This window comes from Pseudomonas baetica (assembly GCF_002813455.1).
In the GTDB taxonomy this organism is placed as follows: domain Bacteria; phylum Pseudomonadota; class Gammaproteobacteria; order Pseudomonadales; family Pseudomonadaceae; genus Aquipseudomonas; species Aquipseudomonas baetica.
On record NZ_PHHE01000001.1, the window covers coordinates 6,620,228 to 6,633,084 of the forward strand.

12 protein-coding genes are annotated in these 12,857 nt (G+C 59.5%); 9 read left to right on the plus strand and 3 right to left on the minus strand.

What is annotated here, in order from left to right; genetic code table 11:
* Positions 1 to 21: 21 nt before the first annotated feature.
* The gene (locus ATI02_RS30725) at positions 22 to 951 is read left to right on the plus strand and encodes a Gfo/Idh/MocA family protein (protein WP_100848263.1); all 930 of its coding nucleotides are present in this window, start codon (positions 22 to 24) and stop codon (positions 949 to 951) included.
* A 134-nt stretch (positions 952 to 1,085) separates the two neighbouring features.
* On the opposite strand, the gene ATI02_RS30730 is transcribed toward ATI02_RS30725, so the two are convergent.
* The 3 genes from ATI02_RS30730 to ATI02_RS30740 form a co-directional block, all read right to left on the minus strand.
* A complete protein-coding gene (locus tag ATI02_RS30730) occupies positions 1,086 to 1,451 on the minus strand; it encodes a DUF6124 family protein (protein ID WP_100848264.1) in 366 nt (121 codons plus the stop codon).
* 484 nt (positions 1,452 to 1,935) lie between these two features.
* Positions 1,936 to 2,601: a TIGR02466 family protein gene (locus ATI02_RS30735; protein WP_100848265.1), complete on the minus strand. Its 666-nt coding sequence runs from the start codon at positions 2,599 to 2,601 to the stop codon at positions 1,936 to 1,938.
* Between the two features lie 380 nt (positions 2,602 to 2,981).
* A complete protein-coding gene (locus tag ATI02_RS30740; RefSeq protein WP_146166098.1) occupies positions 2,982 to 4,478 on the minus strand; it encodes an ApeA N-terminal domain 1-containing protein in 1,497 nt (498 codons plus the stop codon).
* Between the two features lie 498 nt (positions 4,479 to 4,976).
* On the opposite strand from ATI02_RS30740, the gene ATI02_RS30745 reads away from it, so the two are divergent.
* The 8 genes from ATI02_RS30745 (at position 4,977) to ATI02_RS30780 (ending at position 12,735) form a co-directional block, all read left to right on the plus strand.
* Positions 4,977 to 6,023 carry an isopenicillin N synthase family dioxygenase gene (locus ATI02_RS30745; RefSeq protein ID WP_100848267.1) on the plus strand — a complete coding sequence of 349 codons (1,047 nt, stop codon included), beginning with the start codon at positions 4,977 to 4,979 and terminating at the stop codon, positions 6,021 to 6,023.
* Between the two features lie 27 nt (positions 6,024 to 6,050).
* Positions 6,051 to 6,860, plus strand: a complete 810-nt coding sequence (locus ATI02_RS30750) for a MetQ/NlpA family ABC transporter substrate-binding protein (protein WP_095188742.1) — start codon at positions 6,051 to 6,053, stop codon at positions 6,858 to 6,860.
* Positions 6,857 to 7,657, plus strand: a complete 801-nt coding sequence (locus ATI02_RS30755) for a methionine ABC transporter ATP-binding protein (RefSeq protein ID WP_100848268.1) — start codon at positions 6,857 to 6,859, stop codon at positions 7,655 to 7,657. The genes ATI02_RS30750 and ATI02_RS30755 overlap by 4 nt, the downstream gene beginning before the upstream one ends.
* Positions 7,654 to 8,325 carry a methionine ABC transporter permease gene (locus ATI02_RS30760; protein WP_100848269.1) on the plus strand — a complete coding sequence of 224 codons (672 nt, stop codon included), beginning with the start codon at positions 7,654 to 7,656 and terminating at the stop codon, positions 8,323 to 8,325. Before ATI02_RS30755 ends, ATI02_RS30760 begins: the two co-directional genes overlap by 4 nt.
* An 8-nt stretch (positions 8,326 to 8,333) precedes the next feature.
* The gene (locus tag ATI02_RS30765; protein WP_100848270.1) at positions 8,334 to 9,890 is read left to right on the plus strand and encodes a sugar ABC transporter ATP-binding protein; all 1,557 of its coding nucleotides are present in this window, start codon (positions 8,334 to 8,336) and stop codon (positions 9,888 to 9,890) included.
* Positions 9,883 to 10,908, plus strand: a complete 1,026-nt coding sequence (locus tag ATI02_RS30770) for an ABC transporter permease (RefSeq protein WP_100848271.1) — start codon at positions 9,883 to 9,885, stop codon at positions 10,906 to 10,908. The genes ATI02_RS30765 and ATI02_RS30770 overlap by 8 nt, the downstream gene beginning before the upstream one ends.
* A gap of 24 nt (positions 10,909 to 10,932) precedes the next feature.
* Entirely contained in the window at positions 10,933 to 11,988 is a 1,056-nt protein-coding gene (locus ATI02_RS30775; RefSeq protein WP_100848272.1) for a substrate-binding domain-containing protein, read from the plus strand.
* Between the two features lie 81 nt (positions 11,989 to 12,069).
* A complete protein-coding gene (locus ATI02_RS30780; RefSeq protein ID WP_100848538.1) occupies positions 12,070 to 12,735 on the plus strand; it encodes a sulfite oxidase-like oxidoreductase in 666 nt (221 codons plus the stop codon).
* The last annotated feature ends 122 nt before the right edge of the window (positions 12,736 to 12,857 follow it).

A 12,857-nucleotide genomic window follows, 5' to 3' on the forward strand; every position in this document is an offset into this window, starting at 1 on the left:
AAACAAAAACAGGAGTCATTGATGCAACCGATCCGTCTCGGCCTGGTGGGCTACGGCAAAATTGCGCAGGATCAACACGTGCCGGCGATCCTCGCCAATCCCGGCTTCCAGTTGGTGTCCGTCGCCACGCAAGGCCAGCCCTGCGCCGGTGTAGAGAATTTTCAGTCGTTGAGCGAGTTGCTCGAACACGGCCCGCAGGTTGATGCGATTGCGTTCTGCACGCCGCCGCAAGGGCGTTTCGCACTGGTGCAACAAGCGCTGGCTGCCGGCAAACATGTGCTGGTGGAAAAACCGCCGTGCGCCACATTGGGTGAGGCGATGGCGTTGGTGACGCTGGCTGAGCACCAAGGTGTCAGCGCGTTGTTCGCCTGGCATTCACGTTACGCCCCCGGCATCGCCGCCGCCCGCGACTGGCTCGCGAGCCGCACCCTGCAAAGCGTGCAGATCGACTGGAAGGAAGACGTGCGCAAATGGCACCCCGGCCAGACCTGGATCTGGCAACCGGGCGGCCTGGGCGTTTTCGATCCGGGCATCAATGCCTTGTCGATCGTGACGCACCTGCTGACGCTGCCATTGTTTGTCGAATCCGCCGAACTGCGCGTGCCGGGCAACTGCCAGTCGCCAATTGCCGCGTCGATCAAAATGTCTGACGCGCGCCACCTCGATGTGCGCGCCGAGTTCGATTTCGACCATGGTCATGATGAGTTATGGAGCATCGAAGTTCGCTGCGCCGAAGGTGTGTTGCGACTGGATAACGGCGGCGCGTTGTTGAGCATCGACGGGGTGCGTCAGACCGTGTCGGAGGAGGGCGAATACGCCGCGGTGTATCGGCATTTCCAGCAGTTGATTGGCGACAAGGCCAGTGATCTGGATCTGCAGCCATTGCGGTTGGTGGCGGATAGTTTCTTTGTCGGCAGTCGCGTGTCGGTCGCGCCGTTCTACGACGCCTGAACCCGCTGCGGTTCATCGTCACCCCCCTGTAGGAGCTGCGGCACACTGCGATCTCTTGCTCTTGAAAGCCCGGACAGCAAAAGCGTCCGGGCTTTTTATTGCCCCGCTCAAACGCATATCAGCGGAGCTTGCGACTACTCAGGCAAGCGCAGCTTATCCAGCAGTCGATTGGCCAACAGCTCGTTCAACATGATCACCTGTTGCAGCGCCAGCAACGGTTTGCGCTCCGGGCCGCCCACCGAGTTGGCGATATTGCCGGCCATGGCATGGGCGTATGAAAGCGATTCGCAGGCCTCGACCAGCAGGGTTTCGTCATCCAGCGTGGGGTCGACGAGGAACACTGGGCGAAACCTGGGCGAGCCTGGCGGGGCTCCCAGTGCTTCGGGTTTGAGGTAGTAGTCGAGGGCGCGGTCGGTGGCTTCTTTGACCTTTTGCGGGTCGAGCGCGGGGTCGTGGGGGATTGCATCGGTTTGTGGTGGGTTGGGTGTGATTTTGAACATGATAAAGGTCCTACTTAATAAATTAAGGAACCATCACTCTCGCTACCAAACGAGGGGTGGTGGCCATACGCGGGTTGGTAGACCGGTCTAAGTAGGAAACCCGGCGCTCACGAGTGAGCCCCACGCATGGCCACCATAAAGGGTGGTGCCAAACGACTACTATAGAAGCGGGCTACCAAACCCGATCACTGTTATGCAGTGACAGGGAAACGATATAGCCCGCCCCATAGCCGTGTAAGCCGGCGGATTCTGGCGTACGCGTAGGTAACGGCGCAAGGCGTTGTAGGCTCTGTGGCGTAACGGGTTGTGTAATTTAAACGTGCTTGCAGGACTGCGTTTACGGGCCGAGCATCGCGCAGTCCATCCGCTGTTTTGAGGTTGTCTGGCTTACCGCTTTCGCGAGCAGGCTCGCTCCTACAGTTGGAGTGCATACCTCCGAAAGAAAATGGTCGCATCGCAGCTCCCGCAGGGGAGGTTCAACCACTCAGGCGCCAAAGTTGAACGCTATGGAAATCCTCGGCCTCGTCCCCTCAAAGCGCTGCACTAAATGCATCAGCCACGACGGGAACATCAGGAAGGTTCCACTTTGGGCGGCACAGGTCGTGCTGAAACCAGCGGTCAGACAGTCTTCGACGCGCATACGCAGGGCAGGGTTGTAGGTTGAGGCGACCATGCCGCGCGGGTCGAGGAATTCCAGATCACCGCCGACGGCCGGGTCGTCTTCGCGGCCGCCAGCGTCGACCCAGTAAACCCCGGACCAGAATGCACCGGGATGGCCATGCAGTGAGTTGCTGTGGCCGGCCTGATTCACGTTGGCCCAGGCGTTGAGTTTCCATGCGAATGCCGGTTCGGTCAGGCCGTATTGCTCGCTGTGAACGGCGGTCAGTTGCCCGGCGAAGTCGGTGGCGAAGCGCACCAAGGCATCACAGGCGTCGCCACCCCATGTCGAGAAGTCGTTGCTGGACTGCCAGCCACCTTCATTGCTGCGCTGCGTGCCGCACAGGTCTTGCGCCATGCGCTGGGTGATGAGGGTTTTCAGCTCGGCGTTGAGGGTTTCTGCATGGGGGTATTGGAGACTGGCCAGAGGTGTTGCGAACAGCCGGCGGATCATGATCAGCTCAGGATCCACCAGAGTAGTGCTCGACTGCATTGCGAGATTTCCAGATCGTGGCAGGTGCAAAAACTATATCGGGGGGGCTGCCAAAGCGATGTAAACCATTGTTAAAAATCAGGGTATTGATGTTAAAGGCCTTCGAGCGACTATGGCTTGATCACAGCCAGCAGACGATCACTGATCGCGTCAGTAACAACCATTAATTCAATGCAGTTCTCATATCGGACCGGCGCGACGTACACCGAGTATCCAGCCGATCCGGCAATTGCGCTTTAAGACCGGTTTTCCCTGCCTGCAATTCCTGCCGCTGGCGAAATAGAGTGCCTGCGTTACGCCCGACACTCTCAGGATTGCGCACCTGATCGCCGGTAACGAAAATGTTCTACCGGCTATCCTGACCTTCGTTCAACGGACGTTTAAGAGGGCGTATCGTCTCCATCTTGTGGTGCTGCTGTTGAACTGTGGGTCTTTAAATTGGCGAGAAGTTCAGCGATGTCTACATCGGGAAGCAAGTCAGCTCCGATTAAGTATTCCTTGAGCTGGAGCGAGTTCGGCGTGCCATAAAGCATGTGCTTGATGTGCGTCGAGTCGAAGCCTGTCAGGCTGAGGATTCGCAGGAGGTAAAGGGTGGAAAGTGCATCAGTTTTTTTCAGCAATTCACTGATGAAATACTGATAATCCCCCGGCTTCCTTTCACCACCGTGATGAGACAGGTCATTTCGAAGGTCGGCGCAGGCGCGGGTAAATTTTTTGAGTTTTGTGTCATCAAGCCCGATAGCCACGGGCTTTAACAGGTTGTAGAGCCTGTCTGCCAGTGGCCGTTCCACGCTACGCTGCTCTAATAGCCCCGTTAACCATTTACGATCACTACGGTTGAGTTGTTCGCCGTTTTCTGCAACGAACTTCTTCAGTCGCTGAATTTTTTCCGTAAGTTTAGGGTCGTCACAGCTTGACGCGTTGACGCGGCGATCCAGCGCTTCCAGCCCCCACACAAGATTGACAAAGCGATGCTCTACATAAAGGGGCTTGTTGCGGCGGGTTCCCAGATAAAGGCTGATGCCCGGGCCTAAACGTTTTCGTTGGTCTATCCAGTTTTCCAGCAGGGTTGCAAACGTCTCGCGGATCATAATGAACGGCAGTAGCATTTCATGCCATTTTACCGGGCTGTCGGCCGGTGCGTTGCGGCGAAAATAAAAGACGGCCGTAGTGAGTTCTCCATGTTCTTCCCAGAATAATTTCGGCCACCTGAGCGTTAAATTTGAATTCGTAAGAATCAGCAATAAATCCTGGACGGCACGGTACCAGTCCAGTGCATCCTCGCTTGTCATCGCTGTTGTTGGCGTGAACGCCAGTCTTGAAGACATGCCGGCATTGATTGAATGGGCCCACATGTCGGGTTCGTAACCGGTGAAGTCATGAATAACTTCAAGCGTTCCCGATGAGGTGATCAACGACTCATCCGGATTTAGCGCCAGCCTGGCTTCGATTGCCTCGCCACCACCATCACTACTCTTTGATCGATCAAAGGTGATTTTCCCGGGGCGTATCCACTGCTGTAGATCATCCAGGGACACACTGATCTTATCGATGCTTTTAAAGGTGGGTGGCCTTTGGGAGATAAAACATTCACGGGCTATAAACGTTTCATGTGAATTGTGCCCCGTGTGCCCACCGACGGCAGCCAGCCCCTTGAGCAATACATATTGGCCGCTGGCTTTCAAACAACCCAACAGGGAAATGGACTCCGCAAGGTTTTCACCAAAAACTCCGCCGAGTCCGCTTCGCCCTGGCAACGTCTCGTGCAGTTCAAGTTTGATCAGTCCGCTTGAGTCTATCGTTAATAAGCCGGCCGTCCTCTGCGTCTCAGAATCTTCATTTGCCCACCAGAAGAACCCCTGGTCTTGAATTTCCATGTGCATATACTTTTCCGTAACTGGACCGAAATGGGTACGCCAAGTGCTCTCGTCGGCTGGGTAAGAGGCCGCGCGCTGCAACGCAGAGAATGATTGCTTCAGGTGCTCTGCGCCACCGTTGCAGGGCGTACACGTTACCAGCGATTGTTCTTGCGAGTTACACCGACCTGAAACATCGAGTCGAACTCAGTTTTGAACGCACTAAAGCTCGGCTCCTTTTACCGTCGCCCCCTCTGGGGCCTGTTGGATGTTTCGGGAGGGCTGGGGTGAGGGGGCAGCCATCTACCTGACACTCCACGCACCTGCCAAACACCCTCAACCCAAAAAGCATCCGGCCTAAGCTAATGCAAAAAAGGTATTTGTTAGCCGTTTTATATATCGATTAGTTTTGATTCACCAACGAATCAAAGCATCAAACCGATAGACCTCCGATTGCCATGACGGCACACGCTGAATCGATCAAAGGCTCTTCAGGTTTGGTTCACACGGGAGTGAATCATGCCGCGTACCCTGGACATCACTGCATTACCGACGCTGGACCTTTCGTTGTTCGAAGGCACGGCGCAACAGCGTTATGAATTTCTTGAAAACCTGCGTCACGCCGCGCGCGACGTCGGCTTCTTCTATCTCACCGGTCATGGCATCGACAGCGCTTCGCTCAAGCAAGTGCAGGATCACGCCCGGCAATTCTTCGCCTTGCCCGACAGCGAAAAAACCGCCGTCGGCATGATCAACTCGCCGCACTTTCGCGGCTACAACCGCGCGGCTTCCGAGATCACCCGCGGCCAACCTGACCAGCGCGAACAGTTTGATCTGGGCGCCGAGCGTGAAGTCTTGCCTTTGCAAGCGGACAGCCCGTTCTGGGCGCGGCTGCAAGGCCCGAATCAATGGCCGGCGGCGCTGCCGGAACTCAAACCCTTGCTACTCGATTGGCAGCAGGCGATGACGCACATGTCGTTGCGCCTGCTGCAAGCGTTCGCCCAGGCACTGTCGCTACGGGCAGACGCTTTTGATCAGTTATACGGCGACAAACCCAATGAACACATCAAGCTGATGCGCTATCCGGGCCAGCCGGTCGATGCGAGCAATCAGGGCGTCGGTGCGCACAAGGATTCCGGTTTCCTCAGCTTCCTGTTGCAGGACGAACAGGCCGGTCTGCAAGTGGAGATCGAAGAGGGCCGCTGGATCGATGCGCTGCCCCGGGAAAACACGTTGGTGGTGAACATCGGCGAATTGCTGGAGCTGGCCACCAACGGTTATCTGCGCGCCACCGTGCATCGGGTTGTCTCGCCGCCCGAAGGCAGCGAACGCCTGTCCATCGCCTTCTTCCTTGGCGCGCAACTCGACGCCACGGTGCCGCTGTATCCCTTGCCCACCGCGTTGTTGCGTGAAGCGCGCGGGCCGGCCAGTGATCCGCTCAACCCCCTGTTTCGCGATGTCGGCTGGAACTACCTCAAGGGTCGTTTGCGCTCGCATCCCGATGTGGCGCAACGGTTCTATGCCGATGCGCTGCTGCCGCCAGCACCCGCTCGCAAAACCGCCTGATTCATCACTCGCTCAAGGATTTCGCCCATGTTGAAAAAAGCAGGTTTGACCCTGGCCGTCCTCGGCGCGCTGGTGACCTCGTTTGGTGCTCAGGCGCTGGAGCCATTACGTGTCGCTGCCGACCCGGTGCCCCATGCGCAGATTCTGGCGTACGTGCAGAAGATCGACCCGCAACTCAATCTGAAAATCATCGAGATCCCCAACGGCGTGAACTCCAACGAGCTGCTGGTGCATGGCGATGTCGACGCCAATTACTTCCAACACCTGCCGTATCTGAAGTCTCAGGAGCAGGCCCTCGGCGAGAAACTCGCCGTCGCGGCCACCGTGCATATCGAACCGTTGGGCATCTACTCGCACCGGCATAAAAGTTTCGCTGATGTGCCGGCAAAAGGCACCGTCGCCGTGCCCAACAACGTCACTAACCTGAGCCGTGCGCTGTACCTGTTGCAGGACAACGGCCTGATCAAACTCAAGCCCGGTTTCAACAATCCGGCAACGGACCAGGCGACGCCCAAGGACATTGCCGAAAACCCGAAACAGTTGAAGATCCTGGAGATCGAATCACCGCAGATTCCCCGCTCGCTGGACGATGTCGATCTGGCGGTGATCAACGGCAACTATGCGCTGGACGCCGGACTGGTGCCGGCCAAGGATGCGCTGGGCCTGGAGAAGGCCGAGCACAACCCCTACGCCAACATTCTGGTGACCACACCGAACTTGCAGAGCGACCCGCGCATCGCGCAACTGGCCAAAGACCTGACCTCGCCGCAAGTGGCCAAGTACATCACCGATAACTTCGCCGGCTCGGTGATTCCGGTGGCGGACGCGAAGCCATGATCATCGTCGAGCAGTTGAGCAAGACCTACCCGTCAGCGCCGGCGCCTGCCCTGGATCAGGTGTCGCTGAGCATTCCCGACGGTGCGGTCTACGGGATTCTCGGGCGCAGCGGAGCGGGCAAATCGACGCTGCTGCGTTGCCTTAATCTGCTCGAACGACCGGACAGCGGTCGGATTCTGCTGGACGGTGTCGACCTCAGGGCGCTGTCCGACAAGGCGTTGCGCCAACAACGGCAACGCATCGGCATGATCTTTCAGGGCTTCAACCTGCTGCACTCGCGCAATGTGTTCGACAACATCGCCGTGCCGCTGGAAATCGCCAACGTCGGCAAGCCGTGGCGCCATGTGCGGGTTCGCGAATTGCTGGCGCTGGTCGGCTTGAGCGACAAGGCGCAGGCCTTTCCCTCGCAATTGTCCGGTGGCCAGAAACAGCGGGTGGGCATCGCCCGGGCCCTGGCGGCGGAACCGGCGTATTTGCTGTCGGACGAAGCCACCAGCGCCCTCGACCCGGAAACCACCGAATCGATTCTGGAGCTGCTGCGCGATATCAACCGGCAACTGGGCCTGACCATCGTGCTGATCACCCATGAACTGGACGTGGTCAAGTCGATCTGCGATCACGCAGCGCTGATGGCCAACGGGCGGTTGATCGAGGCCGGCCCGGTGCCACGGCTGCTGGCTGATCCGCAATCGACACTCGGCCGTTCGCTACGGCCCACCTGCGGATTGCCGTTGGGTCATGACTCGCCCGGCCTGAGCTTTCTCAAGCAATACGGCGCGCGGGCGGCGCAGTCATGAATCGCTCGATCAATTGGGATGAAATCCTGCAACTGGTGCTCAACGCCACCGGTGAAACCGTGTACATGGTCTTGCTCGCCGGGCTGTTCACGCTGTTGATCGGCCTGCCGCTGGGCGTGTTGCTGTTCATCAGCCGCCGCACCGGACTGGCGCCGATGCCACGCTTCAATGCGGCGCTGAGCGGGCTGGTCAATCTTGGGCGTTCGTTGCCGTTCGTGGTGATGCTGATTGCCCTGATCCCGCTGACCCGGTTGGTGGTTGGCACGACACTGGGCAGCACCGCTGCGGTGGTGCCGATCACCATCGGCGCGTTTCCGTTCTTCGCGCGCATTGTCGAAAACGCCCTGGACGAAGTCGACAAGGGCCGCATCGAAGCGATCCTCGCCATGGGCGGTGACATTCGCCATGTGATTTTCAAAGTGCTGTTGCCCGAAGCGCTGCCGGCGTTGCTGGCGGGGATCACCCTGACGCTGGTAATGCTCATCGGTTTTTCCTCGATGGCGGGGGTGATTGGTGGCGGCGGGCTCGGCGATCTGGCCATCCGTTATGGCTATCAACGGTTCAACAATGAAGTGATGGTCGCCACCGTGGTGGTGCTGGTCATTCTCGTTCAGGGCGTGCAAAGCCTGGGCGATCGGCTGGTGCGTTCACTGGCCCATCGACGTTAAGGAATTTTATGAGTGCACCTGTCGCTGTGGCCCCTGAGCCGCTGATTCGGGTACGTGAGGTCAGTAAGGTTTTCGGTTCGAACCGGGCACTGGATCGGGTCAGCCTGGAGATTTATCCCGCCGAAGTGGTAGCGCTGCTGGGCGTCAATGGTGCGGGCAAATCGACGCTGGTGAAGATTCTGGCTGGCAGTCAGCGCGCGGATGGCGGCGAGATACTGGTGGACGCTCAGCCGCGCCATTTCAGCTCGCCGTTGTCGGCGCGAAGGGTCGGAATTGTCGCGGTGCATCAGCAGATCAATGAAGGCATTGCACCGGGTTTGAGCGTGGCGGAAAACCTGCTGCTCGATGAGCTATGCCGCCCTGATGCCGACTTCTGGCTCAATCGCAAACGTCTGCTGGAGCGCGCCGCGAACATTGCCGCAGGGCTTGGGTTGAGCTTGCCGCTGGAGCAGCCGATCGAGCATCTGGGCCAGGCCGAACGGCAACTGGTGGTGCTGGCCCGGGCGTTCGCTTTGCAGCCACGCTTGCTGATTCTGGACGAGCCGACCGCTGCCTTGTCGGATGCCGAAGCGCAGCGCTTGTTTCGCTTGATCGATACGTTACGCAGTCGTGGCGTGGCAATTCTGTACATCTCCCATCGGTTGTCCGATCTGCAGCGGGTGGCGGATCGCGCCATTGTCCTGCGTGATGGGCGGCTGGCGGGGGCGTTCACGGCGCGGCAATTGCCCGAGGCGGTGCAGGCGATGCTCGGGCAGGCGCTTGCGCAACACACTTACGTGCCGCGTGTGGCCGGGCGGGAAGTGCTGAAACTCAGTGCGATGAAAATCCTGCCTCGGTCGAACGCGTTTGACCTGAGCCTGCACGAAAACGAAATAGTGGTGCTGACCGGGTTGCTCGGCGCCGGGAAAAGCGAGATTGCCGAGGTGCTGTTTGGCCTGCGATCCGCTGTCTCAGGCACCGCGCAACTGGAGGGCGTTGACTGGCGCGCCGGCTCCCCCCGTGAGGCGATTCGCAGCGGCGTGTTCTTGGCCGCCGAAGATCGCGCCAGTCAATCGCTGGTGCCTGATTTTTCCTTACGTCGCACCCTGACTATGCCGTTTCTTGAACGCTTCACTCGCGGCGGTTTTATCCGCAATCGCGCTGAAGCCGCTGCGGTCGAGGCGCAAGTGGCGGCGCTGGGGATCAAGACCGCGGGCATCGATGTGCCGATGACCGCGTTATCCGGCGGCAATCAACAGAAAGTCGTGTTGGGCCGCTGGTTGCTCGGGGAAGGGCGGGTGCTGATCCTCGACGAGCCCTTTCAAGGTGTCGACGTGCGCGCCCGTCGCGAGATCGGCCAGTTGCTGCGCGACAGCGCCAAAGGCCGCGCGACGCTGGTGATTTGCGCCGATGTTGATGAAGCCCTGGAAATTGCCGACCGCATCCTGCTGGTGCGCGATCACGCGGTAGTCGCCGAATATCCGCGTGCCGGCCTCAACCGCGCCACGCTGGTCGCCGCACTGGCCGGCACCGACGCTGTTGAAAATCCCCTTCAAGCCACGCCAAGGAGCAGAGCGAGTGCCTGATTCGAGTTCACTGATATCGACCGTGCCGGCCCCCGCCGAGCGCTTGCTGCAAGCCTTGATTCGCTATGGCCTGTTGTGGCTGCTGGCGCTGATCGTGGTGTTTTTCAGCGCTGCGGAGCCTGCGTTTCTGCGCGTCGGCAATCTGTTCAGCATCCTGCAATCGGTGTCGATCGTGGCGCTGCTGGCCCTTGGGGTGACCCTGACCATGGCCGTCGGCGGCGTGGATTTATCGATTGGCGCAGTGGCGGCGATGAGCCTGATGATCGCCAGTTACGTGATGGTCGTGCTCGGTTGGGGCGCGGTGCCCGCGGTGTTGATCAGTCTGGCGGGTGGCGCACTGGTCGGGCTGCTCAACGGCTGGCTGATCGTCAAGCTGCGGGTGCCGGACATCCTCGCGACGCTGGGCAGCATGTTTCTGGTGATCGGTGTGCAACTGATTCCCACCGGCGGCCGTTCGATTGCGGTGGGCATGACCTTGCCCAATGGCGTGGAAACCGAGGGCACCTTCAGTGCGGCGTTTCTGGCGCTGGGACGCGGGCGATTATGGGACGTGGTGCCGGTTCCGGTGCTGATCACGGCGGTGGTGGCGCTGGCGGTGTGGCTGTTTCTGGAGCGCACGCGCATTGGCCGGTTGTTCTATGCCATTGGCGGCAACGAGCAGGCCGCGCGACTGGCCGGCGCACCGGTGCAGCGCTTCAAATTGCTGGCCTACGTGTTGTCGGCACTGCTGGCGTCGCTTGGAGGTTTGTTACTGGCCGCGCGATTGGGGCGCGGTGATGTCAGCTCTGGCAACGGCCTGGTACTGGATGCCTTAGGCGCGGCGCTGATCGGTTTTGCCGTACTCGGCGCGAATAAGCCCAACGCCTTTGGCACCTTGGTCGGTGCGCTGCTGGTGGCCTCGTTGCTCAATGGCCTGACCATGCTCAACGCGCCTTATTACGCGCAGGATTTCGTCAAGGGACTGGTGCTGGTGCTGGCCCTGATGTTCACCTTCGGCCTCGCGCATCGGGCGCGTTGAGCCGCTTTCAGTCAAGGAAGTTGTATGCACGGTTCAATCAGACAGTTCGCCCGCCATTGCCTCGCGGGGGCCTTGCTCTCGGCGTTGGCCCTTAACGCCCAGGCCACGGTATTGCCCGGCGCGCCGGCACCGTTCGATAAAGGTCAGGTGCAGATCGCACTGGTGGGTTATCTGTTTTCCGGGGATTTTCCCGAGGCGTATTTGCGCGGGGTAGAGCAGCAGACCAAAGCGCTGGGCGCCAGTCTGCGTGTATTCGATGCCCGGCAGCAGGCGGCGAGTCAGGGCGAGATGATCGATCAGGCGATTGATCTGGGCGTGGACGGGATCATCGTGCAACTCGGTCTGGCGGAAACCCTCAAGGCGCCGATTGATCGGGCCATCGCCAAAGGCATCAAAGTGGTCGCGTTCGATGTCGATCTGAATTCGCCGCAGGTGACTCAGGTCGAGCAGGATCACCATGCGCTGGCGCGGCTGGCACTGGATCAGGCGCTGAAGGACAACGGCACGCAGTTCGATGCCGGGTATGTGTACATCAGCGGGTTTACCCCAATGGAGCGCCGCGACGAGATCTGGAGTCAGGTCAAGAAGGCCAATCCGGGCATCGTCGAGAAGGCGCGCTTCGGCACGCTGAATCCGCCGATTGCCAACTCGGTGGCGGATCAGGCCAGCGCCGTGCTGCGGGCGAATCCGGGGATCAGCGTGATATTTGCGCCGTTCGATGAGTTCGCCAAAGGCGCAAAAATTGCCGTCGACGAGGCGGGGCTGGCGAGCCAAGTGAAGATCTACAGTGCGGATATTTCTACCGCCGATATCCAGATCATGAAAGAGCCGGACAGCGCCTGGGCGGCGACGGCGGCGGTCAATCCGCAAGTGGCCGGGGCGATCAGCGTGCGCAGTCTGGCGATGTTGATTGCCGGGGAGAATCCGGGGCACCAGGTGCTGGTTCCGCCGACGCTGATCACCCGCCAGCAGTTGCTCGATCTGGATGTGAAGAACGTGCGCGATCTGGCACAGAAACTCCCGGCGTTCGGCGATACCGACAATGTGGCGCGGGCTGAGTGGATACCTGTGGCCCAATAAAAATCAGATGACAGATCCGCCGTCTTCGTGAGCAGGCTCGCTCCCACAGGGTCAGGTTTCACTTTTGAGTTTGGGGTGAACATGCACAACAAAGCTGCACGATTGCGCAAAACCCGCTCTCCGAAAACAGATCCTGCATTCGGCGGGCGGTTGCCTCCCGGTCAGGTGCTGACCGAGCGCTTCCCGATCCTGCATGAAGGCGACGTGCCGGAGTATGACTTGGCGAACTGGTCGCTGCGTCTGTTCGGTTCGCTGAACAGCGCGGTCGAGCTGCGCTACACCGACCTGCAAGCGCTGCCGCAACGCCAACTGCAATGCGATATCCACTGCGTGACACGCTGGTCGAAGTTCGACACGCAGTGGCGCGGAGTGCATCTGCAAGACCTGTTGCAAGCCTTCGATATCCAGCCGAAGACGGCGTTCGTCATGGCCCACGCCGATCACGATTACCAGACCAACCTTCGGCTTGACGACTTGCTGCATCCGCACACCCTGCTGGCGACTCACTACGCAGGCCAACCGTTAACCGAGCAACACGGCTGGCCCCTGCGGCTGGTGGTGGCGGGGCGGTACTTCTGGAAGAGTGCCAAATGGCTGCGGGGGCTTGAGTTTGTCGAACACGAGCAAGCGGGTTTTTGGGAGCGTAACGGCTTTCATCTGCAGGCCGATCCGTTTGCTGAGCAGCGCTTCAGTGCACAAGCGTTGGACATTGCCGAAGATGCGTGGCTGGAAAAGGACTTCGATTGAATGTAATGCATCGGTCCCTGTAGGAGCTGCGGCACGCTGCGATCTTTTGACTTTGTCTTTTAACAGCAAGATCAAAAGATCGCAGCGTGCCGCAGCTCCTACAGGGGTCTTACTTAGTTGGT

Bases quoted from the DNA above. Each gene is read 5' to 3' on its own strand.
- ATI02_RS30765 (WP_100848270.1), top strand. From the start codon at position 8,334: ATGAGTGCACCTGTCGCTGTGGCCCCTGAGCCGCTGATTCGGGTACGT.
- ATI02_RS30755 (WP_100848268.1), top strand. From the start codon at position 6,857: ATGATCATCGTCGAGCAGTTGAGCAAGACCTACCCGTCAGCGCCGGCG.
- ATI02_RS30780 (WP_100848538.1), top strand. From the start codon at position 12,070: ATGCACAACAAAGCTGCACGATTGCGCAAAACCCGCTCTCCGAAAACA.
- ATI02_RS30730 (WP_100848264.1), bottom strand. From the start codon at position 1,451: ATGTTCAAAATCACACCCAACCCACCACAAACCGATGCAATCCCCCAC.
- ATI02_RS30750 (WP_095188742.1), top strand. From the start codon at position 6,051: ATGTTGAAAAAAGCAGGTTTGACCCTGGCCGTCCTCGGCGCGCTGGTG.
- ATI02_RS30740 (WP_146166098.1), bottom strand. From the start codon at position 4,478: ATGGAAATTCAAGACCAGGGGTTCTTCTGGTGGGCAAATGAAGATTCT.
- ATI02_RS30725 (WP_100848263.1), top strand. From the start codon at position 22: ATGCAACCGATCCGTCTCGGCCTGGTGGGCTACGGCAAAATTGCGCAG.
- ATI02_RS30735 (WP_100848265.1), bottom strand. From the start codon at position 2,601: ATGCAGTCGAGCACTACTCTGGTGGATCCTGAGCTGATCATGATCCGC.
- ATI02_RS30760 (WP_100848269.1), top strand. From the start codon at position 7,654: ATGAATCGCTCGATCAATTGGGATGAAATCCTGCAACTGGTGCTCAAC.
- ATI02_RS30745 (WP_100848267.1), top strand. From the start codon at position 4,977: ATGCCGCGTACCCTGGACATCACTGCATTACCGACGCTGGACCTTTCG.
- ATI02_RS30775 (WP_100848272.1), top strand. From the start codon at position 10,933: ATGCACGGTTCAATCAGACAGTTCGCCCGCCATTGCCTCGCGGGGGCC.